Origin of the sequence: Nocardioides oceani, assembly GCF_030412965.1 — a bacterium.
GTDB lineage: Bacteria > Actinomycetota > Actinomycetes > Propionibacteriales > Nocardioidaceae > Nocardioides > Nocardioides oceani.
On the sequence record NZ_JAUHJQ010000010.1, the window covers coordinates 83,950 to 105,482 of the forward strand.

The 21,533-nt window shown below is 72.0% G+C and carries 19 protein-coding genes; 4 read left to right on the forward strand and 15 right to left on the reverse strand.

Annotated elements, in window-relative coordinates; all coding sequences use genetic code 11:
- Positions 1-45 precede the first annotated feature (45 nt).
- The 6 genes from QWY28_RS19320 to dop all read right to left on the reverse strand — a co-directional run bounded on the left by QWY28_RS19320 (position 46) and on the right by dop (position 5,952).
- Complete coding sequence (locus QWY28_RS19320) at positions 46-990, reverse strand: FKBP-type peptidyl-prolyl cis-trans isomerase (RefSeq protein WP_300954276.1); 945 nt, start codon at positions 988-990, stop codon at positions 46-48.
- A gap of 75 nt (positions 991-1,065) precedes the next feature.
- Positions 1,066-2,427 carry a Pup--protein ligase gene (pafA, locus tag QWY28_RS19325; protein ID WP_300954278.1) on the reverse strand — a complete coding sequence of 454 codons (1,362 nt, stop codon included), beginning with the start codon at positions 2,425-2,427 and terminating at the stop codon, positions 1,066-1,068.
- Between the two features lie 61 nt (positions 2,428-2,488).
- Entirely contained in the window at positions 2,489-3,271 is a 783-nt protein-coding gene (gene prcA, locus QWY28_RS19330) for a proteasome subunit alpha (RefSeq protein ID WP_300954280.1), read from the reverse strand.
- Positions 3,271-4,125 (reverse strand): proteasome subunit beta, encoded by an 855-nt coding sequence (prcB, locus tag QWY28_RS19335; RefSeq protein ID WP_300954282.1) that lies wholly within the window; start codon positions 4,123-4,125, stop codon positions 3,271-3,273. The genes prcA and prcB overlap by 1 nt, the downstream gene beginning before the upstream one ends.
- 3 nt (positions 4,126-4,128) lie before the next feature.
- Positions 4,129-4,326 carry a ubiquitin-like protein Pup gene (locus QWY28_RS19340; RefSeq protein WP_300954284.1) on the reverse strand — a complete coding sequence of 66 codons (198 nt, stop codon included), beginning with the start codon at positions 4,324-4,326 and terminating at the stop codon, positions 4,129-4,131.
- Between the two features lie 117 nt (positions 4,327-4,443).
- Positions 4,444-5,952: a depupylase/deamidase Dop gene (dop, locus tag QWY28_RS19345; RefSeq protein ID WP_300954286.1), complete on the reverse strand. Its 1,509-nt coding sequence runs from the start codon at positions 5,950-5,952 to the stop codon at positions 4,444-4,446.
- 39 nt (positions 5,953-5,991) lie between these two features.
- On the opposite strand from dop, the gene QWY28_RS19350 reads away from it, so the two are divergent.
- Positions 5,992-6,615: a class I SAM-dependent methyltransferase gene (locus tag QWY28_RS19350; protein WP_300954288.1), complete on the forward strand. Its 624-nt coding sequence runs from the start codon at positions 5,992-5,994 to the stop codon at positions 6,613-6,615.
- A complete protein-coding gene (locus tag QWY28_RS19355; RefSeq protein WP_300954291.1) occupies positions 6,612-7,091 on the forward strand; it encodes an aminoacyl-tRNA deacylase in 480 nt (159 codons plus the stop codon). The genes QWY28_RS19350 and QWY28_RS19355 overlap by 4 nt, the downstream gene beginning before the upstream one ends.
- Positions 7,092-7,267: 176 nt before the next feature.
- On the opposite strand, the gene arc is transcribed toward QWY28_RS19355, so the two are convergent.
- From arc to QWY28_RS19370, 3 genes are all read right to left on the reverse strand, one after another.
- Positions 7,268-9,046, reverse strand: a complete 1,779-nt coding sequence (gene arc / locus QWY28_RS19360) for a proteasome ATPase (RefSeq protein WP_300954293.1) — start codon at positions 9,044-9,046, stop codon at positions 7,268-7,270.
- A gap of 98 nt (positions 9,047-9,144) precedes the next feature.
- Complete coding sequence (locus QWY28_RS19365; RefSeq protein WP_300954295.1) at positions 9,145-10,137, reverse strand: tRNA (adenine-N1)-methyltransferase; 993 nt, start codon at positions 10,135-10,137, stop codon at positions 9,145-9,147.
- A 10-nt stretch (positions 10,138-10,147) separates the two neighbouring features.
- Complete coding sequence (locus QWY28_RS19370; RefSeq protein WP_300954297.1) at positions 10,148-11,317, reverse strand: site-2 protease family protein; 1,170 nt, start codon at positions 11,315-11,317, stop codon at positions 10,148-10,150.
- A gap of 84 nt (positions 11,318-11,401) precedes the next feature.
- Between QWY28_RS19370 and QWY28_RS19375 the strand changes: the two genes are divergently transcribed.
- Positions 11,402-12,283 carry a RecB family exonuclease gene (locus tag QWY28_RS19375; RefSeq protein ID WP_300954299.1) on the forward strand — a complete coding sequence of 294 codons (882 nt, stop codon included), beginning with the start codon at positions 11,402-11,404 and terminating at the stop codon, positions 12,281-12,283.
- 23 nt (positions 12,284-12,306) lie between these two features.
- On the opposite strand, the gene QWY28_RS19380 is transcribed toward QWY28_RS19375, so the two are convergent.
- From QWY28_RS19380 to metH, 5 genes are all read right to left on the reverse strand, one after another.
- Positions 12,307-12,933, reverse strand: coding sequence for a response regulator (locus QWY28_RS19380; protein ID WP_300954301.1), 627 nt, complete (start codon positions 12,931-12,933; stop codon positions 12,307-12,309).
- The gene (locus QWY28_RS19385; RefSeq protein WP_300954303.1) at positions 12,930-14,231 is read right to left on the reverse strand and encodes a sensor histidine kinase; all 1,302 of its coding nucleotides are present in this window, start codon (positions 14,229-14,231) and stop codon (positions 12,930-12,932) included. The genes QWY28_RS19380 and QWY28_RS19385 overlap by 4 nt, the downstream gene beginning before the upstream one ends.
- A gap of 66 nt (positions 14,232-14,297) precedes the next feature.
- Positions 14,298-14,714 (reverse strand): hypothetical protein, encoded by a 417-nt coding sequence (locus QWY28_RS19390; protein ID WP_300954305.1) that lies wholly within the window; start codon positions 14,712-14,714, stop codon positions 14,298-14,300.
- Positions 14,715-14,843: 129 nt separating this feature from the next.
- Positions 14,844-15,542: an HAD family hydrolase gene (locus QWY28_RS19395; RefSeq protein ID WP_300954307.1), complete on the reverse strand. Its 699-nt coding sequence runs from the start codon at positions 15,540-15,542 to the stop codon at positions 14,844-14,846.
- Positions 15,542-19,279 (reverse strand): methionine synthase, encoded by a 3,738-nt coding sequence (metH, locus tag QWY28_RS19400; protein WP_300954309.1) that lies wholly within the window; start codon positions 19,277-19,279, stop codon positions 15,542-15,544. The genes QWY28_RS19395 and metH overlap by 1 nt, the downstream gene beginning before the upstream one ends.
- A gap of 124 nt (positions 19,280-19,403) precedes the next feature.
- On the opposite strand from metH, the gene QWY28_RS19405 reads away from it, so the two are divergent.
- Positions 19,404-20,267: a PAC2 family protein gene (locus QWY28_RS19405; protein WP_300954311.1), complete on the forward strand. Its 864-nt coding sequence runs from the start codon at positions 19,404-19,406 to the stop codon at positions 20,265-20,267.
- Positions 20,268-20,276: 9 nt separating this feature from the next.
- On the opposite strand, the gene mshC is transcribed toward QWY28_RS19405, so the two are convergent.
- Positions 20,277-21,515 carry a cysteine--1-D-myo-inosityl 2-amino-2-deoxy-alpha-D-glucopyranoside ligase gene (mshC, locus tag QWY28_RS19410; RefSeq protein ID WP_300954313.1) on the reverse strand — a complete coding sequence of 413 codons (1,239 nt, stop codon included), beginning with the start codon at positions 21,513-21,515 and terminating at the stop codon, positions 20,277-20,279.
- Between the last annotated feature and the right edge of the window lie 18 nt (positions 21,516-21,533).

The following is a 21,533-nucleotide window of genomic DNA, read 5'->3' on the forward strand; positions in this document are numbered from 1 at the left end:
TCCTCGCCCGCGTGCGCCCCGGCCGCGCACGACCGGGGCGCCGCGTCACTGCGCCGAGATGATGTCGACGACGAAGTACAGCGTGCTGCCGGCCGGGATCGAGGGCTGGGACTGGTCACCGTAGCCGAGGTCCGGCGGGATGGAGAGCAGGACGCGGCTGCCGACCTTCAGACCGGAGAGTCCGTAGGTCCAGCCCTCGACGACGCCCTGGAGGGAGAACTCGGCCGGCTGCTTGGAGTAGGACTCGTCGAACGGCTTGCCGGCGGCGTACACCATGCCGAGGTAGTCGGCCTTGATGGTGCTCGACGCGGTGATCTCCTCGCCCTTGCCCTCGCGGACGACGTGACGCAGCAGCTCGCCGTCGGCGTCGGGCTTCGGCAGGCCCTGGAAGCGCAGGCGGACCGGGTCGCCCTTCGGGCCGAAGACGATGCCGGGCAGCTGGGCTGCGGGCACGTCCTTCGGCGCCGGCGGGACGAACTCCTCGACGAGGTCGACCAGGACCAGGACGGAGTCCTGGTTGGCGATGTTGAGCTGCGGGTTGCCGACCTCGCCGAAGGCCTCCTCGGCGGAGGCGGTCACGGCCACGCGCGAGCCGAGCGTCTGGCCCTCCAGTGCGTCCGCGAAGATCGGCGCGAGGTCCTCGCCGACCGTCAGCGTCTGCGGCTCGCCGCCCTTGTCGTAGGTGCTGTACGCCTTGGTCTCGGTGTAGCCGTTGCCGATCCAGATGTGGGTGACGACCCGGTCGCCGTCCTCGAGCTCCGCGCCGTCGCCCTCGACCAGCGTCTCGGCCTCGATGTCACCGGCCTCCATCACGCCCTTCCACTCGACCTTCGGCTGCTCGCCGATGTCGCCGGTGACCTCCACGGCGTCGAGCCGCTCGTAGTCACCGGAGGCGCCGGCGTCGCCCTCGTCGTCACCGCAGGCGGTCAACGACGCGGCGAGGAGGACGGGGACCAGGACGAGCGCGGGGCGACGGAGTCGTCGGAGCACAGGGTTCACCTTCGAGGCTGGGCGGTCGGAGCGGCGCTCACCCTACAAGCGGTCCCTGAGAGGACGCTGGGCGGCTCACATCCCGTCGATGAGCCGCTGCACCCGCTCGTCGTACGCCCGGAACGGGTCCTTGCACAGGACCGTGCGCTGCGCCTGGTCGTTGAGCTTCAGGTGGACCCAGTCGACGGTGAAGTCGCGACGGCGCTCCTGGGCCTTGCGGATGAACTCCCCGCGCAGCCGGGCGCGGGTCGTCTGCGGCGGCACCGACTTGGCCTCGAAGATCTTCAGGTCGGTGGTGACCCGCGCGACCTTGCCCCGCTTCTCCAGCAGGTAGTAGAGGCCACGGTCGCGGTGGATGTCGTGGTACGCCAGGTCCAGCTGCGCGATCCGCGGGTGCCCGAGCGGGAGCCCGTGCTTGGCGCGGTAGGCGTCGATGAGCTTCCACTTGATGACCCAGTCGATCTCGCGGTCGACCAGGCCGAGGTCGTCGGACTCGATGGCCTTGAGCCCGCGCTCCCACAGGTCCAGCGCCTGCTCGATCACCGGCGTGCTGATGCCGCGGCGGTCGACGAAGTCGCGGGCCTTGGCGAGGTACTCCCCCTGGATCTCCAGGGCGCTGGCCTCGCGGCCGTTCGCGAGCCGGACCTTGCGGGTGCCGGTGACGTCGTGGGAGATCTCGCGGATCGCCCGGATCGGGTTCTCCATGGTGAGGTCGCGCATGACGACCCCCTCCTCGATCATGCGCAGCACCAGGTCGCAGCTGGCGACCTTGAGCATGGTCGTGGTCTCGCTCATGTTGGAGTCGCCGACGATCACGTGGAGGCGGCGGTACTTCTCGGCGTCGGCGTGCGGCTCGTCGCGGGTGTTGATGATGGGCCGGCTGCGCGTCGTCGCGCTGGAGACGCCCTCCCAGATGTGCTCGGCGCGCTGGCTAACGCTGTAGCCCGCGCCCCGCGGGGTGTGGGTCACCTTGCCCGCCCCGACGACGATCTGCCGGGTCACCAAGAACGGGATCAGCACGTCGGCGAGGCGGGAGAACTCACCGCTCCGGCCGACCAGGTAGTTCTCGTGGCAGCCGTAGGAGTTGCCGGCAGAGTCGGTGTTGTTCTTGAACAGGTAGATCTCGCCGGCGATGCCCTCGTCGTGCAGGCGCTGCTCGGCGTCGAGGAGCAGGCCCTCGAGGACCCGCTCGCCGGCCTTGTCGTGGGTGACCAGCTCGATGACGTCGTCGCACTCGGGCGTCGCGTACTCCGGATGGCTGCCGACGTCGAGGTAGAGCCGGGCGCCGTTGCGCAGGAAGACGTTGCTCGAGCGGCCCCAGCTCACGACCTTGCGGAACAGGTAGCGCGCGACCTCGTCCGGGGAGAGCCGGCGCTGCCCCTTGAACGTGCAGGTGACGCCGTACTCGTTCTCGATCCCGAAGATCCGGCGGTCCATGGATGCACCCTACGCACCGTCTGGTCGCCGGGGGCGGAACTTCCGCCCCCGACGTCCGACGTCAGGAGACGGGAGGCGCCACCGGCGGCTCGGGCTCCGAGGGCGGCGGGTCGCCGTCCGGGTTCACCTGCGACGGCGAGGTCTGCCCGCGACCGCCGAGGAGCACCTCGAGCCGCGCCGGCGCGAGCCGGCTGAACTTGCGCTGCTGGGAGCGCGTGCGGTCGAGCACCGCGACCTCGAGGTCGTCGACCGCGATGACCCGGTCGTCGCTGTCGGTGTGGCCGAGCGCGGTGACCGCCGTCCGGAGCGCGTCCTCGAGGCTCGCGCCCGCGCGGTAGTGCTCCTTGAGGTACGTCGCCACCTGGTCGGCGGCGCCGCCCATCACGGCGTACCGGTGCTCGTCGGCGACCTGCCCGTCGTAGGTCAGCCGGTAGATCTGGTCCGCGGCGGCCTCGTCACCGATCTCGGCGACGAAGATCTCGACCTCGTAGGGCTTCTCGCCACCGCTGGAGAAGATCGTGCCGAGGGTCTGCGCGTAGGCGTTCGCCAGGCCGCGACCGGTGACGTCACGGCGGTCGTAGGCGTAGCCGCGCATGTCAGCGAGGCGGACGCCGGCGATGCGGAGGTTCTCGAACTCGTTGTAGCGGCCGACCGCGGCGAAGGCGATCCGGTCGTAGATCTCGGAGACCTTGTGCAGCGCCTGCGAGGGGTTCTCGGAGACGAACAGCACGCCGTCGGCGTACTGCACGGCGACGACCGAGCGGCCGCGGGCGATGCCCTTGCGGGCGAAGTCCGCCCGGTCCTTCATCAGCTGCTCGGGCGAGACGTAGAACGGCGTGCTCATCAGGCGTCCCTCCCGGTGGTCGGGCCGGTCAGCGGCGCCGCCGGTCCGTCGGGACGGACCATCCGGCCCGCGACGACCCGGTCGGCGATGTCGGCGACCTCGGCGTCGCTCATCCGGCGGCCGCCGTCGGCGGTGATCACCTGCACGACGGGGAAGATGCGGCGGGCGAGGTCGGGCCCACCGGTGGCGGAGTCGTCGTCAGCGGCGTCGTAGAGCGCCTGCACCACCACCGTGGCGCAGTCCTCGGGGCTGAGGTCGTCGCGGTAGAGCTTCTTCAGCGCGCCGCGGGCGAAGAGCGAGCCGGAGCCGACCGAGTGGAACGCGGTCTCCTCGTAGCGGCCGCCGGTGACGTCGTAGCTGAAGATCCGGCCCTGGCCGGCGGCCAGGTCGTAGCCCGCGAAGAGCGGCACGACCGCGAGGCCCTGCATCGCCATGCCGAGGTTGCCCCGGATGAGCGCGGCGAGGCGGTTGGCCTTGCCGTCCATCGACAAGGTGGTGCCCTCGATCTTCTCGTAGTGCTCGAGCTCGGTCTGGAACAGGCGCACCATCTCGACTGCGAGGCCGGCGGTGCCGGCGATGCCGACGGCGGAGAACTCGTCGGCCGGGAAGACCTTCTCGATGTCGCGCTGGGCGATGATGTTGCCCATCGTGGCGCGACGGTCGCCGGCCATGACGACGCCGCCGGGGAAGGTCGCGGCGACGATGGTGGTGCCGTGGGGCGCGAGGTCACCGGCGTTGCCCTGGGGCACCGCCCGGCGCGCCGGCAGGAGGTCCGGGGCCTGGTCGGCCAGGAAGTCGGCGAACGACGAGACGCCCGGTTGCAGGTAGGCAGCGGGCAGGCGGGGATCGGTCAAGACCTACTGCCCGCCCTTCTGGATGAAGGACTTCACGAAGTCCTCGGCGTTGGTCTCCAGGACGTCGTCGATCTCGTCGAGGATGTCGTCGACGTCGCTGTCCAGGGCTTCCTTGCGCTCCGCGACATCGGTCTCCGGGGCGGTCTCGACGACCTCCTCGCTCTCCGAGGACCTCTTCGGCTGCTTCTGCTCCTGTGCCATGTCACGACCCTAGCCGAGCGCGGCGAAGGAGCGCGCGGCGTGGGACGGGAGGTCGAGCGAGCCCCGGGCGAGCTTGCGAGCGCGCGACGGGCGGGTCGAGACCACGCCCCGGCTCGGTCAGCGGGTGAGCGCGGTGAACAGGTCCTCCGCCGTCTCGCAACGGTCCAGCAGCTCACCGACCGACGCCTTGCTGCCGCGGAGCGGGTCGATGGTGGGCACCCGCTGGAGCGACTCGCGGCCCGGCAGGTCGAAGATGACCGAGTCCCAGGACGCCGCGGCGACGTGCTCGGCGTACTTCTCCAGGCAGCGGCCGCGGAAGTAGGCGCGGGTGTCCTCCGGCGGGTCGTGCATCGCCGACTCCACCGACGCGTCGTCGAGCAGCCGCTCGATCCGGCCGGCGGCGGCCAGCTTCGCGTAGAGCCCCTTCTCGGGGCGGATGTCGGAGTACTGCAGGTCGATCAGCTGCAGCTTGGCGTCGTCCCAGTCGAGCCCGTCGCGCGAGCGGTAGGACTCCAGGAGCCGGAGCTTGGCGACCCAGTCGAGCTCGCGGGCGCAGAGCATCGGGTCCCGCTCGAGGCGGTCCAGCACCGACTCCCAGCGCGCCAGGACGTCCACGGTCTGCGGGTCGGCGTCGGCGCCGTACCGGTCCTCGACGTACTTGCGCGCGAGGTCGAGGTACTCCAGCTGCAGCTGCACCGCGGTCAGCCGGCGCCCGTCGCGCAGCGTGACCGTGCGCTGCAGGGTCGGGTCGTGGGAGACCGCGCGCAGGGCCGAGACCGGTCCGTCGATGGAGAGGTCGACGGTGATGAACCGGTCCTCGATCATCGCCAGCACCAGCGCGGTCGTGCCGATCTTGAGATACGTCGACACCTCGGCCAGGTTCGCGTCCCCGATGATCACGTGGAGCCGGCGGTACTTCTCCGGGTCGGCGTGCGGCTCGTCGCGGGTGTTGATGATCGGTCGCTTGAGCGTCGTCTCCAGGCCGACCTCGACCTCGAAGAAGTCCGCGCGCTGGCTGACCTGGAAGCCGTGCTCGCGGCCGTCCTGCCCGCGGCCGACCCGGCCGGCGCCGGCGACGACCTGCCGGCTGACGAAGAACGGCGTGAGGTGCTTGACGATGTCGGCGAACGGGGTCGAGCGCCGCATCAGGTAGTTCTCGTGCGCGCCGTAGGAGGCGCCCTTGCCGTCGGTGTTGTTCTTGTACAGCGCGATGGGAGCCCCTCCCGGCAGCAGCGCGGCCCGGCGCTGGGCGTCGAGCATCACCTGCTCCCCCGCCTTGTCCCAGCGCACGATGTCGAGCGGGGTGGTGACCTCCGGCGTGGAGTACTCCGGGTGCGCGTGGTCGACGTAGAGCCGGGCGCCGTTGGTGAGGATGACGTTGGCGAGACCGAGGTCCTCGTCGGTCAGCTGGCTGGGGTCGGCGACCTGCCGCGACATGTCGAAGCCACGCGCGTCGCGCAGCGGCGACTCCTCCTCGAAGTCCCAGCGGGCGCGGCGGGCCTTGGCGGTCGCCGAGGCGTAGGCGTTGACCACCTGCGAGGACGCGACCATCGGGTTGGCCAGGGGCTGGCCGGCCACCGAGATGCCGTACTCGACCTCGGTGCCCATCACGCGGCGGACGCTCATGGCCCGAGCCTACGGGGGCGGCGGGCCTAGGCTGGGCGGATGGGTCTGTGGAGCGACCGCGTCGTCCCCCGGCTGGTCGACCGGGCGTTGTCGACGCCGGAGGTGGGAGCCCTGCGCCGGACCGCGTGCAGCGGGCTGGCCGGACGCGTCCTGGAGATCGGCTTCGGCAGCGGCCTGAACCTGCCCCACCTGCCTGCGGCCGTCACCCGGCTCGACGTCGTCGAGCCGTCCGAGGCCGCCTGGCGGATGTCCGCGGCGCGCCGCGCGACCGCCCTGGTCCCGGTCCGGCGGGTGGGTCTCGACGGACAGGTCCTCGACGCCGCCGACGGGTCCTACGACGCGGTGCTCTCGACGTTCACCCTGTGCACGATCCCCGACGTCGCCGCCGCCCTGGGAGAGGTACGCCGCGTGCTGCGCCCCGGCGGCTCGTTCCACCTGCTCGAGCACGGTCGGTCGCCGGACGCCCGGGTGGCCGCCTGGCAGCGCCGGCTCGACCCGGTGCAACGGGTGGTGTGCGGCGGCTGCCACCTCAGCCGCGACGTGCCCGCCCTGGTCCGCGACGCGGGCCTGGTGCTCGAGGAGGTCGACGAGGCCGACCTCCCCGGACCGGCCGTCACGCGACCGTGGACGCACGGCTTCGTGGGTCGGGCGGTCGCGGCGTGAGCGAGCCGGGTGCCGCCGGCGTCGTCGCGGCGGCGCGTGCCCTGGGCCTGTCGGTCGAGGTCGTGCGCCACGGACCGGTCGGGTCGCTGCGGGAGGCGGCCGCGGCGCGCGGCGTCGAGCCGCACCGGCTCGTGAAGTCGATGGTGGTGCGGGTGGCCGAGGGCGACCACCGCTTCGTGCTGGTCCCCGGCGACCGGGAGATCGCGTGGCCGAAGCTGCGCGCGCTGCTCGGCGTCAACCGGCTGACCATGGCTTCGGCCGAGGAGGCTCGCCGGGTGACCGGCTACGAGCGGGGCACGATCACGCCGCTCGGGAGCGCCACCGCGCTGCCGGTCGTGGCGGACGCGAGCATCGCGGGACGGATCTCGCTGGGGGCCGGCGAGCACGGCGCCGGGCTGACGGTGGACGCCGACGACCTGGTCACCGCGTTGGGTGCCCAGGTCGCCGACGTCACCGAGGTGGCTCGGCCGCGGTAGCGGCCGGGCCGTCGTCGACTAGCGGCGGCGCAGCAGCATCGAGGCGACGTACAGGACCGCCAGGACGACCAGGACGATCAGCATGATCTTCAACACAGGGGTTCCCTCCTCCGGGCGGCCGTCGGGGGTGGCCGCCGCACCGGGGCCGTTACCCGCAACGGCCCCGGCGCGAACGGTCAGAGGTACTGACCGGTGTTGGAGACGGTGTCGATCGACCGGCCGGGCTCGGTGCCCTGCTTGCCGCTGATGAGCGTGCGGATGAAGACGATCCGCTCGCCCTTCTTGCCCGAGATCCGCGCCCAGTCGTCGGGGTTGGTGGTGTTCGGGAGGTCCTCGTTCTCCTTGAACTCGTCCACGCACGCCTGCAGCAGGTGCGAGACGCGCAGGCCGCGCTGGTCCTGCTCGAGGAGGTCCTTGATGGCCATCTTCTTCGCGCGGTCGACGATGTTCTGGATCATCGCGCCGGAGTTGAAGTCCTTGAAGTACAGGACCTCCTTGTCCCCGTTGGCGTAGGTGACCTCGAGGAACCGGTTCTCCTCGGTCTCGGTGTACATCCGCTCGACGGTGGCGCGGATCATCCCCGCGACCGTCGCCTCGCGGTCCCCGCCGAACTCCGCGAGGTCGTCGGCGTGCAGCGGCAGGCTGGGGGTGAGGTACTTGGAGAAGATGTCGCGCGCCGACTCGGCGTCGGGCCGCTCGATCTTGATCTTCACGTCGAGCCGGCCCGGTCGCAGGATCGCCGGGTCGATCATGTCCTCGCGGTTCGAGGCGCCGATGACCAGGACGTTCTCCAGCAGCTCCACGCCGTCGATCTCGCTGAGCAGCTGCGGGACGATGGTGTTCTCCACGTCGGAGGAGACGCCCGACCCGCGGGTGCGGAACAGCGAGTCCATCTCGTCGAAGAACACGATGACCGGCGTGCCGGTGCTGGCCTTCTCCCGCGCCCGCTGGAAGACCAGGCGGATGTGGCGCTCGGTCTCGCCGACGTACTTGTTGAGCAGCTCGGGGCCCTTGATGTTGAGGAAGTAGGACTTCACCTCCTGGCCGGCCCCGTCCGTGCCGTGCCGTGCGGCGACCTTCTTGGCCAGCGAGTTCGCGACCGCCTTGGCGATCAGGGTCTTGCCGCAGCCGGGAGGGCCGTAGAGCAGCACGCCCTTGGGCGGCTTGAGCTCGTGCTCGCGGAACAGCTCGGGGTAGAGGTACGGCAGCTCGACCGCGTCCTGGATCTGCTCGATCTGCCCGCCGAGGCCGCCGATGGACTCGTAGGCGATGTCGGGGACCTCCTCGAGGACGAGCTCCTCGACCTCCGACTTCGGGACCTTCTCGTAGACGTAGCCCGCCCGGGAGTCGAGCAGCAGGCTGTCGCCGGCGCGGATGGTCTCGGTGCGCAACGGCTCGGCGAGCCGGACCACCCGCTCCTCGTCGGCGTTGGCGATGACCAGGGCACGCTCGCCGTCGGCGAGCACCTCCTTGAACATCACGACCTCGCCGACCTGCTCGTAGTCGAGCGCGGCGACGACGTTGAGGGCTTCGTTGAGCATGACCTCCTGGCCGCGGCGCAGCGTGTCGAGGTCGACGCTCGGGCTCACGTTGACCCGCAGCTTGCGGCCACCGGTGAAGACGTCGACGGAGTCGTCGTCGTTGCGCGCCAGGAAGGTGCCGAAGCCGGCCGGCGGCTGGGCCAGCCGGTCGACCTCCTCCTTGAGCTTCATGATCTGGTCGCGCGCCTCGCGCAGCGTGCTGGCCAGCCGCTCGTTCTGCGACGTCACGGCGGCCAGGGACCGCTGGGCGTCGGCGAGCCGGAGCTCGAGGCCGCGGTTGTGCGAGGGCGAGTCGCTCAGCCGCCGGCGGAGGTCGGTCACCTCCGCCTCCAGGAACCGCACGTGGCTCGCGAGCTCCTCGGGGCTGGGTCCGTCCTGAGCGCGGCTGCCCGAGCTGGGGATGTCGGATGTCATCGGCGCACCTCCTCGTGTTGAGCGACCCTACCCGCGCAGTCCGACAACGGAAGGGGGTGAACCGCCGGGTTGGTCACGATTCGGACGCGGAGCGGTCCTCAGGCCCCGGGCACCTCGCCGGGCACCTCGCCGGGCACGTCACCGGGGAGCTCCTCGACGGGCACGCCGGGCGGTCGCGGACCGGTGTAGTCGGGACCGTACGCGCCGGGGGCCGGCCGCCGCTTCTTCAGCGGGGGCTTCTGCCCGGGGGCCATCCGGCGGGCGGTCACCAGGAACGCCGTGTGGCCGATCATCTTGTGGCCGGGCCGGACCGCGAGGCCCTCGACGTGCCAGTCGCGCACGAGCGACTCCCACGGCTGCGGCTCGGTGAACCCGCCGTGGAGGCGGACGGTCTCGACGAACCGCGAGAGCTGGGTGGTCGTGGCGACGTACGCGCACACGATGCCGCCGGGCACGAGCGCGTCCGCGGCCGCGTCGAGGCACTCCCAGGGGGCGAGCATGTCGAGGACGATCCGGTCGCACCGCTCCCCCGACGCCGGCAGCGCCTCGGCGAGGTCGCCGAGGGTCAGCTGCCAGGCCGGGTGGGTCCTGCCCTCCGGTGCGCCGAAGAACTGGGTGACGTTCTTGCGCGCGACCTCGGCGAACTCCTCGCGGCGCTCGTAGGAGGAGACCTTGCCGAACGGGCCGACGGCGCGCAGCAGCGAGCAGGTGAGTGCGCCGGAGCCGACGCCGGCCTCGACGACGTGCGCGCCCGGGAAGATGTCGGCCATCGCGACGATCTGGGCGGCGTCCTTGGGGTAGACCACGGCCGCACCGCGGGGCATCGAGACGACGAACTCCGCGAGCAGCGGCCGGAAGACGAGGTACTCGCCGCCGGCCGAGGAGGTGACCGTGAAGCCCTCCTCGCGGCCGATCAGCTCGTCGTGCTCGAGGTGGCCCCGGTTGGAGAAGAAGCGCTTGCCGGGGACGAGCTCGAAGTTGTGGCGGCGGCCCTTCTGGTCGGTCAGGCGCACCCACTCCCCCTCGCGGAGGGGACCGCGGTGGACCCCCGACCAGGCGTCCGTGTTCACGTCGGGCAGGGCGTCGGGCATGCGCGAGACCCTAGTCGGGGCTGCGGCGGAACGCGTGATCGACGTCGGCGGTCACGAGCACTCCGTAGACGCTGCCGTCGTCCTCGACGAGGAGGTACTCCGTCGCGGGGGTGCGGCCGAGCGCGCGGACGAGGTCCTCGCCGGCCAGGTCGACGGGCAGCCGCAGGCCCGGCTCGATCGTGCGGGCGACGGTGGAGGTCGCGACCCACGGGCGCCGGTCCTCTGGGGTGGCGAGCAGCGCTGCCTCGTTGACGACGCCGGTCGGGGCTCCGCCCGAGGAGACGGTGACCAGGCTGCCCGCCTGGGCCTCCTGCGCGCGGCGCACGGCCTCCGCGAGCGGGAGCTCCTCCGGCACGGCGAGCGCCCGCCGGGCGAGGTCGCGCGCGACGAGGTGGGGCAGCCTGCGGCGGACCCGGGCCGAGGTGATCGCCGCAGTGGCGCCGGACCACAGGAAGAGCGCGACGACGAAGGCGAGCAGGAAGTCCAGCAGCTCGGCCCGGACGCCGAGGACCGGCTCGAGGGCGAAGGGCCACAGCAGGACGAGCACGGCCGTCACCCGGCCGCCCCAGCCGGCGGCGATGGTGCCGCGGTGGGGGTCCTTCGTGGCGCCCCACACGGCGGCCTTGAGCACCCGGCCGCCGTCGAGGGGGAGGCCGGGGACGAGGTTGAGCACGCCCACGAGCAGGTTCGCGACCGCCAGGCCCTCCACCGCGAGCAGCAGCAGGCCGTCGGGGACGACGAACCACAGGCCGAACGCCGCGGCGCCGACCGCCAACGACGTCAGCGGGCCGACCACGGCGATGGCGAACTCCTGCCGGGGCTTGGTGGTCTCCGCCTCGATGGCGGTCATGCCGCCGAGGAAGTGCAGCGTGATGGAGCTGATCGGGTAGCCGTAGCGCTGGGCCATCACCGCGTGCGAGGCCTCGTGGAGCAGCACCGAGAGGTAGAGGACGACCGCGAAGGCCAGCCCGGCGACGTACTTCAATGCGCCGAGGCCCGGCTCGACCTGCTCCACGCGCGGCGCGATGACCACGGCGATGAGCGCGGCGACGACGAACCACGAGGACGACACCAGGACGTCGGCGCCGGCGATCGTGCCGACCTTGAAGGTGCCGGGCGGACGCCGTGCGGGCGAGCGGTCGGAGGCCCGGCCGTCGCCGGGATGATCGGGGTCGGCCACGCCGGCAGCCTATCGGGGCGCTCCCACGGCCGGACCCGCCGGAGGTGCGCACCGGTGTCGGCGGGCTGGCCTAGGGTCCTGCGCATGAGCGTGCAGCAGGACGTGTCGCCGGCCCCTTCTCCGGCCCCCTCGCCGGCGGAGCGGGTCTCGACGCCCGTCGACGGGGTCGAGGTCCTCGGTGCCCTCTCCCCCAGCCGGGCCGGCGACTTCCTGACCTGCCCGCTGCTCTACCGGTTCCGCACCATCGACCGGCTCCCCGAGCCGCCGTCGCCCGAGCAGGTGCGCGGCACGGTCGTGCACAAGGTGCTCGAGGACCTCTTCGACCTGCCCGCGGTCGAGCGGACGCCCGAGCAGGCCCGGGCGATGCTGCAGCCGGTCTGGGAGCGGCTCAGCGCCGAGGAGCCGGACGTCGCCGCGATGTTCGGCGACGACGACCCGGCGACCGCCGCCTGGCTCGCCACCTGCGCGACCGTCCTGGAGCGCTACTTCACCCTCGAGGACCCCAGCCGGCTCGAGCCGGCCGAGCGCGAGCTGTACGTCGAGAGCCTGCTCGACTCGCGCCTGCTGCTCCGCGGCTTCGTCGACCGGGTCGACGTGGCCCCGGACGGCTCGATCCGCATCGTCGACTACAAGACCGGCCGCGCGCCGGCGGCCGGGTTCGAGGCCCGGGCGCTGTTCCAGATGAAGTTCTACGCCCTGGTCGTCTGGCGGACCCGCGGGATCGTCCCGGCGGTGCTGCAGCTGGTCTACCTGGGCAACGGCGAGATCCTGCGGTACCGCCCCGACGAGCAGGACCTGCTGGCCACCGAGCGGAAGGTCGAGGCGGTCTGGCGGGCGATCCGCTCGGCCGAGGAGAGCGGTGACTGGCGCCCGCGGCGCAGCCGGCTGTGCGACTGGTGCCGCCACCAGTCGCTGTGCCCGGAGTTCGGCGGCACTCCCCCGCCGCTGCCGACGGCCGCGGACTGACCCGCACACGGCGACGAGCCGGGTCAGAGGCCGTTGCGCTCCGCCCACAGCGCCGCCTGGGTGCGGTCGGCGACGCCGATCCGCGCGAACGCGGAGGTGAGGTGGGCCTTGACGGTGCGCTCGCTGATGTCGAGCCGTCGGGCGATCTGCTTGTTGGCCAGGCCCTCGCGGACCAGGCCGAGCACCTCGGTCTCGCGGCTCGTCAGCTGGACCTGCGGCGCCCCGGACCGTACGCCGAGCAGCGTGCGCGCCGCGCGGGGGTGGATCGGTGACTCCCCGCGGCTCACGGCGCGGATCCCGGCGAGCACGTCGTCGGGGTCGGCGTCCTTGAGCAGGTAGCCGACCGCCCCCGCGTCCAGCGCACCGACGATCCGCTCGCTGTCGGAGTAGGAGGTCAGGACCAGCACGTCGGCGGCCAGTCCGGCGGCCTTGATGTTGCGGGTGGCGGTGACGCCGTCGACGCCCGGCATCTGGAGGTCCATGAGGACCACGTCGGGCTGGACGTCGCGCACGACCGCGAGCGCCTGCTCGCCGTTCTCGGCCTGGCCGACGACCTCGATGTCGCCGGTGCCGGCCAGCAGCTGGGCCAGCCCGGCCCGGATGACGGCGTGGTCGTCGACGAGGACCACCCGGATCGGTGTGCTGCTCACTGCCTCGCGACCTCCATCCGCACGGTGGTGCCCTCGCCGGGCGCCGAGATCACGTCGATCTCGCCGCCGATGTCCTTGACCAGGCTGCGCAGGCCCTTGAGACCGTAGCGGTCGGGGTCGGAGACCGACGGGTCGAAGCCGATCCCGTCGTCGACCACCTCCAGCCGCAGCCGGTCCCCCACGCCCTGCACCGTCACCGCGACGGTGCTGGCGCCGGAGTGGCGCAGCGCGTTGCGGACCGCCTCCTGGGCGACCCGCCAGACCAGCGCGACCGCGGCGTCGGAGTCGCCGTCCAGGCCGCTGACGCTGACCGAGGCCTGGATGCCGGCGTTGACCGCGGGCGCGATCAGGTCGTTCAGGGCCGGCTCCAGGCCGTCGGCGTGCAGGTCGGGCGGGTGGATCTCGGCCAGCAGCGAGCGCAGCGCGCGCAGGCTGTCGCGCAGGGAGTCCCCGGCGGTGTCGAGCGTCTCGCGCGCCGGCGTGGGCACGGCCGGGTCCCGGGCGAGCGCCGTGAGCGAGAACGTCGTGCCGGCGATGTCCTGGACCACGCCGTCGTGGAGGTCGCGCGCGATGCGGCGCCGCTCGGCGTCCGAGGCGTCGACGGTGGACACCAGGAGCCGCTCGCGCTCCTCACCGGCACGGGTCAGCCGGCGGGTGAGCAGCCAGAGGATCGGCGTGACCACGAGGAGGAGGCCCGCCAGCGAGCCGATCGTGATCCAGCGGAACGGCGAGAGGATCTCCTGACGGCGTTCCTGGATGCGGTCGAGGGAGTAGTAGACCTCGAAGAGCAGCACCTGGCCGCGGACGCTGATGGGCGTGTAGACGCGCACCAGGGGGCGGCCCTGATCCCGCTTCGCGCTCGCCGGGTCCTGCCGCGACACCATCGCGTACCCCGTGCCGCCGGCCTGCAGGACTCGCCGCTGGTCCGCGCTGAGCTGGTAGGTCACACCCGCCAGGTCGGGGCGGTTGGCGTAGAGGAGGAACCCGTCGGAGAGCCAGATGTTGAGGCGGACGGCCTGCGGGTTCTCGACGAGGACGATGCGCCTCATGGTCCGGTTGGCGCGGAACGTGAACCGGTCGACCGCTCCGGGCTTCCGGTCGAACAGCCGCTCGCTGACCACACGGAGCTGGGGGCGGACCACCGAGCGGGCGAGCACCTCGGTGGTGTTGCGGGCCTCGGCCACCGCCTCCGCCTCGGCGACGTCCTCGGCGATGGCGTTGGTCGAGATGATGATCACCGCCATCGTCACGACGGCGAGGAGCACGAACTGCACGACCGGGCTGCGCAGGAGTCGCACACCATTCCCTCTCGTCCGGACGCACGCTTCGGCGCCGGAGCCCAGGATAGGGAGGCGCAGCGTGCGTCAGACGTTCTTGGTGAGCTTGCAGACCTCGCCGGTGCTGGTGTTCTCGGCGCGGAAGAAGACCTCGTCGGTGCCGGCGAGGTCCGCCATGAACCGCACGACCCGCAGGGAACGGTCGGCGTCCTTGGCCTTGACCTCGCCCATGTAGGAGAAGTCGCCGTTGTGCTTGAACTTCCAGGCCCAGACGTCCTCGTCGGAGCTCCACACGACGCCGACGACCTCGAGCTCACCGTTCGACATGACGGTGACGCGGATCTTGGCGGTGCTCGCGCCCTCGCAGTCCTTGATGGCGAGGACCGGGTCCTTCTTCGCGACGACCGGGTTGTCCACCTGGCTCGAGGGCGGTGCGCCCTCCGCAGTCCCGCCATCACTCGCCACCGCCGGGGCGGGGACGAGGGCCGCTGCGCTCAAGACCATGCCGAGCACGATGGCGGGACTGCGTCGGACGAACATGTGGACCTCTCCTGGTGGTGCCTCGAACACCAGGTGCCCGAGTGGGCACCATCCTGGCGTGGGCGGCGGGCAGGCCGCCATTGCCCGGGGGTACTAGTACCCGCCGGCGCCGGGGACGGCACCCTCGCGACGGGTGCGCGTGGCCGACCAGACCTCCGCGAGGTCCAGCCCGGCGAGGGAGTCGGCGAAGGTCCGCGCGGGTCCGGGCGGCACCTCGACGTGGTTGGGGACGACCAGCACCTCGCACCCCGCGGCCTCCGCCGAGCTGGCGCCGGTCGCGGAGTCCTCGACAGCGAGGCAGTCGGCGGGGTCGACGCCGAGCCGCTCGGCCGCGGTGAGGTACGGCTCGGGGTGCGGCTTCCCGTGCGTCACGTGGTCGCCGGTGACGACCGTGGAGAACGTCCCCGGCGGCAGCTGCTCGAGGATGGGCTCGACGAACCGCGTCCACGACATCGTCACCAGCGCGCAGGGCACGCCGGCCCCGGCCAGGGCGACGAGCTGCTCCCGCGCACCGGCGCACCACGGCACGCTGCGGCGTACCCGCTCCACGACGCCGTCGAGCAGCAGCTCGACGATCTCCTCCGGCGGGAGCTCGAGCGGCATGTGCTCGCGGATGTAGCGCGCCGAGACCATCAGGTCGTTGCCGACCAGCGACAGCGCGTGCGCCTCGGACCAGGTGCCGCCGAAGCGCTCGGCGAGCGCGAACTCGGTCTCGATCCAGTACGGCTCGGTGTCGACGAGCGTGCCGTCCATGTCCCACAGCACCGCCGCGGGACCGGTCGTCGTCGCCATCAGTCCTCCGGGTCGTAGCCGAGGTTCGGGGAGAGCCAGCGCTCGGCCTCGGCGAGCGTCCACCCCTTGCGCTCGGCGTACGCCGCCACCTGGTCGCGACCGAGCCGGCCGACGACGAAGTACTGCGACTGCGGGTGGCTGTAGTAGACCCCCGAGACCGAGGCACCGGGCCACATCGCCATCGACTCGGTCAGCTCGATCCCGGTGCTCGCCTCGACGTCGAGCAGCTCCCAGATCGTCTGCTTCTCGGTGTGGTCGGGGCAGGCCGGGTAGCCGGGGGCCGGCCGGATGCCGGTGTAGCGCTCGGCGATGAGGTCCTCGTTCGACAGCGACTCGGCCGGCTCGTGGCCCCACAGCTCGGTGCGGACCCGTTGGTGCAGCCGCTCGGCGAACGCCTCGGCCAGCCGGTCGGCGAGGGCCTCGACCATGATCGCGTTGTAGTCGTCGAGGTCGTCCTTGAACTGCTGGACCCTCTCGGGCAGCCCGATGCCGGCGGTCACCGCGAACGCGCCCACGTGGTCGGCGAGGCCGGTGGCGACCGGTGCGACGTAGTCGGCGAGCGAGCGGTTCGGCACGCCCTCGCGGTGCTGGCCCTGCTGGCGCAGCTGGTGGAGGACGGCGCGGCGCTCCTGCCGGTCGTCGTCGGCCCAGACGACGACGTCGTCGCCCTCGGCGCCCGCCGGGAAGAACCCGTAGACCGCGCGGGCGGTCAGCCAGCGCTCCTCGACGATCCGGTCGAGCATGGCCTGGGCGTCGTCGTACAGCTTGCGGGCGGCCTCGCCGGTCGCCGGGTTGTTGAGGATGTCGGGGAACTTGCCTTTCATCTCCCAGGCGTTGAAGAACGGCTGCCAGTCGATGTACTCGCGCAGCTCGGCGATGTCGTAGTCGTCGAGCACGTGCACGCCCGGCTGCTTGGGGCTGGGCGGGACGTAGCCGTCCCAGTCGACGGGGGTGGCGTTCGCGCAGGCGTCGGCGTACGTCAGCTGGGGCCGGTCCTGCTTGGTCGCGTGGCGCGCCCGCAGCGCGTCGTAGTCGGTCTTGAGGTCCGCGAGGAGCTTGACCCGGCGGTCGGCGTGGAGCAGCGAGGCGACCGTCGGCACCGACCGCGAGGCGTCCTTGACCCACACGACCGGCGCGTCGTAGCGAGGGTCGACCTTGACCGCGGTGTGCGCGCGCGAGGTGGTGGCACCGCCGATGAGCAGCGGGATCTCGAGCCCGAGGCGCTGCATCTCGGTCGCGACGGTGACCATCTCGTCCAGCGACGGCGTGATCAGCCCGGAGAGCCCGATGACGTCGGCGCCGACCTCGGCGGCCGTCTCCAGGATCTTCTGCGCCGGCACCATGACGCCGAGGTCGATGACCTCGAAGTTGTTGCACTGCAGCACGACGCCGACGATGTTCTTGCCGATGTCGTGGACGTCGCCCTTGACGGTCGCCATGACGATCGTGCCGTTCGTGTCCTTGGCGGTGGCCAGTGCGGGGTTGTCGAGCTTCTCCTGCTCGATGAACGGGATGAGGTAGGCGACGGCCTTCTTCATCACGCGCGCGGACTTCACCACCTGGGGCAGGAACATCTTCCCGGAGCCGAAGAGGTCGCCGACCACGTCCATGCCGGACATGAGGGGTCCCTCGATCACCTCGATGGGCCGGCCGCCCCGCTCGGCGATCTCCTGGCGCAGCTCCTCGGTGTCGGCCTCGACGTGGGCGTCGATGCCCTTGACCAGCGCGTGGGTGATCCGCTCGCCGACGGGCAGCGAGCGCCACTCCTCGGCGGCCGCCTCGACCTCCTCGCCCTTCTTGTTGAACGACTCCGCGATCTCCAGCAGCCGCTCGGCGGCGTCGGGGCGGCGGTTGAGGACGACGTCCTCGATGCGCTCGCGCAGCTCCGGCTCGACCTGGTCGTAGACCACGAGCGCGCCGGCGTTGACGATGCCCATGTCCAGGCCGGCGGCGATCGCGTGGAAGAGGAAGACCGCGTGGATCGCCTCGCGCACGGGGTTGTTACCGCGGAAGGAGAAGCTCACGTTGGAGATGCCGCCCGAGACCTTCGCCCCGGGGAGGTTCTCCTTGATCCAGCGCGTGGCCTCGATGAAGTCCAGGCCGTACGACGCGTGCTCCTCGATGCCCGTGGCGACGGCGAACACGTTCGGGTCGAAGATGATGTCCTCGGCCGGGAAGCCGACCTCGTCGACGAGGATCCGGTAGGCCCGCCCGCAGATCGCCTTGCGGCGCTCGAGGTCGTCTGCCTGCCCGTCCTCGTCGAAGGCCATGACGACCGCGGCCGCGCCGTACTTGTGGCACAGGCGGGCCTGGGCGCGGAACGCCTCCTCGCCCTCCTTCATGGAGATCGAGTTGACGATCGCCTTGCCCTGGACGTTCTTGAGCCCGGCCTCGATCACCTCGAACTTCGAGGAGTCGACCATGACCGGGACCCGGCTGATGTCCGGCTCGCTGGCGATCAGCTTGAGGAAGCGGTCCATGGCCGCGACCCCGTCGATCATCCCCTCGTCCATGTTGACGTCGATGACCTGCGCACCGTTCTCGACCTGCTGCCCGGCGACCGACAGGGCGGTGTCGTAGTCGCCGTCCTTGATCAGCGTCCGGAAGCGGGCCGAGCCGGTGATGTTGGTGCGCTCGCCGACGTTCACGAACAGCGACTCGTCGTCGATCGTGAACGGCTCGAGGCCGGAGAGCCGCAGGGCCGGGCTGACCGCCGGGACCTCGCGGGGGGTCGCGTCGGCGACCGCACCGGCGATCGCGCCGATGTGCGCCGGCGTGGTGCCGCAGCAACCGCCGACCAGGTTCACGAAGCCGGCCTCGGCGAACTCGCGGACCACCGCGGCGGTCTCCTCCGCGGCCTCGTCGTACTCGCCGAACGCGTTCGGCAGGCCGGCGTTGGGGTAGCAGCTGACGAAGGTGTCGGCGACCCGGCTCATCTCCGCGATGTAGGGGCGCATCTCCTTCGCGCCCAGCGCACAGTTCAGGCCGACCGCGAGGGGCCGGGCGTGGCGCACGGAGTTCCAGAACGCCTCGGTGGTCTGCCCCGACAGCGTGCGGCCCGACGCGTCGGTGATGGTGCCGGAGATGACGACCGGCCAGCGACGGTCCTGCTCCTCGAAGAGCGTCTCGACGGCGAAGATCGCCGCCTTGGCGTTGAGGGTGTCGAAGATCGTCTCGATGACGATGAGGTCCGCGCCGCCGTCGACGAGGCCCTGCGCGGCGGTGCGGTACGCCGCCACGAGCTGGTCGTAGGTCACGTTGCGGGCGGCCGGGTCGTTGACGTCGGGTGAGATGGAGGCCGTGCGGGTCGTGGGACCGAGCGCGCCGGCGACGTACCGCGGGCGGTCGGGGGTGGCGACCGCGTCGCAGGCGCGGCGGGCCAGCCGCGCGGCCTCCAGGTTGAGCTCGTAGGCGAGCTCCTCCATGCCGTAGTCGGCCAGCGACACCGCGTTGGCGTTGAAGGTGTTGGTCTCGATGATGTCCGCGCCTGACTCGAGGTACTCGCGGTGGATGCCCTCGATGATGTCGGGCTGGGTCAGCGTGAGGAGGTCGTTGTTGCCCACGACGTCGCTCGGCCAGTCCGCGAACCGCTCGCCGCGGTAGCCGGCCTCGTCGGGCCGGTCGCGCTGGATGGCGGTGCCCATGGCACCGTCGATCACCATCACCCGCTCGCGCAGCGTCGCGGTCAGCGTCTCGGTGGCGTCGGGTCGGTGGTTCGGCGGTGCGAGATCGGGCACGCCTGCTCCTTCCGGGCGGGTGGCTCCAGCGTAGGAAGAGCGTCCGGGTGCTGGACAGGGTTCTCAGATCGTGGCACCGGGCGTCGTGCCCGGCGAAATCCCGGGCCGTGACTACGCTGGTGAGGTGATCGAGATCGATGACCTGCCCGACCTGGTGGACCCCGTGGTCATCGCGGCCTTCGAGGGCTGGAACGACGCCGCCGACGCGGCCTCCTCCGTGGTCGACCACCTCATGGACGTGTGGAACGCGCGCGTCGTGGGCGCCATCGACCCCGAGGAGTTCTACGACTTCCAGGTCAACCGCCCGGTCGTGGGCACCGACGAGCTCGGGCACCGACGCATCACCTGGCCGACCACCCGGATCGCGGTGGCCTCTCCCCCGGACCTCGACCGCGACGTGATCCTCGTGCGCGGCATCGAGCCGAACATGCGGTGGCGCCAGTTCTGCGCCGAGCTGCTCGCCGCCTGCGACGACCTCGGCGGCGAGCTGGTCGTCACCCTCGGCGCGCTGCTCGCCGACACCCCGCACACCCGCCCGATCCCCGTCACCGGGACGGCCACCGAGCCGGACCTGGTGGACCGGCTGAAGCTGGAGCAGTCGACCTACGAGGGTCCGACCGGCATCGTCGGGGTCTTCCAGGACGCCTGCGTCCGGCTCGACATCCCGGCGGTGTCGTACTGGGCCGCCGTCCCGCACTACGTCGCCCAGCCGCCGTGCCCGAAGGCGACGCTCGCGCTCATCGGCCAGCTCGAGGACCTCCTCGAGGTCTCGATCCCCCTCGGCGACCTGCCCGAGGACGCCCGGGCCTGGGAGCGCGGCGTCGACGAGCTCGCGGAAGAGGACGAGGACGTCGCCGACTACGTGCGCGCGCTCGAGGAGACCCGCGACACCACCGACCTGCCCGAGGCGTCCGGCGAGGCCATCGCCCGGGAGTTCGAGCGCTACCTCAAGCGGCGCGGCGACGAGTCCGGCGGAGGGGCCGGCTAGGTCCTCGGCTCAGACGGCGAGGCCGAGCGCGGCGTCGAGGACGGCGAGCACGGCGACGCCGGCGTCGGCGTCGCTCGTGTCCGCCAGCCCGTCGGTGCCGAGGGTGGCGCGCACCCAGCGGTCGACGGCGGCGACGGCGCGCGGGGCGTCGAGGTCGGTGGCGAGCGCCTCGAGCACCTCGGCGACGACCGGGGCGGCGGGCGCACCAGCGCCGAGGGCCAGCGCGCGACGCCAGTCGGCGAGGGTGTCGACGGCGTCCCAGAGCTCGGCGTCGGTCCACTCCCAGTCGGCGCGGTAGTGGTGGCGCAGCAGCGCGAGCCGGATCGCCATCGGGTCGACGTCGCTGTTGCGCAGGGCCGAGACGAAGACCAGGTTGCCGCGCGACTTCGACATCTTCTCGCCGTCGTAGGCGACCATGCCCGCGTGGACGTAGGTCTGCGCGAACGGCGTGCCCGGCTCGGCGACCTGGGCGTGCCCGGCGCACATCTCGTGGTGCGGGAAGACGAGGTCGCTGCCGCCGCCCTGCACGTCGAACGCGCCGCCGAGGTGCTCCAGCGCGATCGCGGTGCACTCGACGTGCCAGCCGGGCCGCCCGGGGCCGAACTGGCTGGGCCAGGACGGCTCGCCCTCGCGCTCGCCGCGCCACACGACGCAGTCGAGCGGGTCCTTCTTGCCGGCGCGGTCGACGTCGCCGCCGCGCTCGGGGTAGATCCGCAGCATCGTCTCGCGGTCCCAGCCCGACTCCTCGCCGAACGCCGGGTCGGCGGTCACCGACATGTAGAGGTCGTCCTCGACGCGGTAGACCGCACCTGCGGCCTGCAGCCGCTCGACGAGGTCGAGGACCAACGGGATCGACTCCACCGCGCCGATGTAGTGGTCGGGCGCGAGCACCCGCAGCGCGGTCATGTCCTGGCGGAACAGCTCGGTCTCGCGCTCGGCGAGCTCGGTCCAGTCCGTGCCGACCTTGGTCGCGCGCTCGAGCAGCGGGTCGTCGACGTCGGTGACGTTCTGCACGTAGCGGACCTCGTGGCCCGCGTTGCGCCACGCCCGGTTGAGCAGGTCGAAGCCGACGTACGTCGCCGCGTGGCCCAGGTGCGTGGCGTCGTAGGGCGTGATGCCGCAGACGTACATGCGGGCGGGGCCGTCGGGGGTGGTCGTGACGAGGGCGCCGGTGGCGGTGTCGTGGACCGCGACCTCCGGACCCGTGACGGGGAGGGCGGGGATCTCCGGGGACGTCCAGGCGCGCATGGCCCGCAGCCTAACGAC

Excerpts from the sequence above, each read along its gene's own strand:
- pafA (WP_300954278.1), bottom strand. The coding sequence starts at position 2,427 with ATGGACCGCCGGATCTTCGGGATCGAGAACGAGTACGGCGTCACCTGC.
- prcA (WP_300954280.1), bottom strand. The coding sequence starts at position 3,271 with ATGAGCACGCCGTTCTACGTCTCGCCCGAGCAGCTGATGAAGGACCGG.
- QWY28_RS19340 (WP_300954284.1), bottom strand. The coding sequence starts at position 4,326 with ATGGCACAGGAGCAGAAGCAGCCGAAGAGGTCCTCGGAGAGCGAGGAG.
- dop (WP_300954286.1), bottom strand. The coding sequence starts at position 5,952 with ATGAGCGTCCGCCGCGTGATGGGCACCGAGGTCGAGTACGGCATCTCG.
- QWY28_RS19350 (WP_300954288.1), top strand. The coding sequence starts at position 5,992 with ATGGGTCTGTGGAGCGACCGCGTCGTCCCCCGGCTGGTCGACCGGGCG.
- arc (WP_300954293.1), bottom strand. The coding sequence starts at position 9,046 with ATGACATCCGACATCCCCAGCTCGGGCAGCCGCGCTCAGGACGGACCC.
- QWY28_RS19365 (WP_300954295.1), bottom strand. The coding sequence starts at position 10,137 with ATGCCCGACGCCCTGCCCGACGTGAACACGGACGCCTGGTCGGGGGTC.
- QWY28_RS19375 (WP_300954299.1), top strand. The coding sequence starts at position 11,402 with ATGAGCGTGCAGCAGGACGTGTCGCCGGCCCCTTCTCCGGCCCCCTCG.
- QWY28_RS19390 (WP_300954305.1), bottom strand. The coding sequence starts at position 14,714 with ATGGTCTTGAGCGCAGCGGCCCTCGTCCCCGCCCCGGCGGTGGCGAGT.
- QWY28_RS19395 (WP_300954307.1), bottom strand. The coding sequence starts at position 15,542 with ATGGCGACGACGACCGGTCCCGCGGCGGTGCTGTGGGACATGGACGGC.
- mshC (WP_300954313.1), bottom strand. The coding sequence starts at position 21,515 with ATGCGCGCCTGGACGTCCCCGGAGATCCCCGCCCTCCCCGTCACGGGT.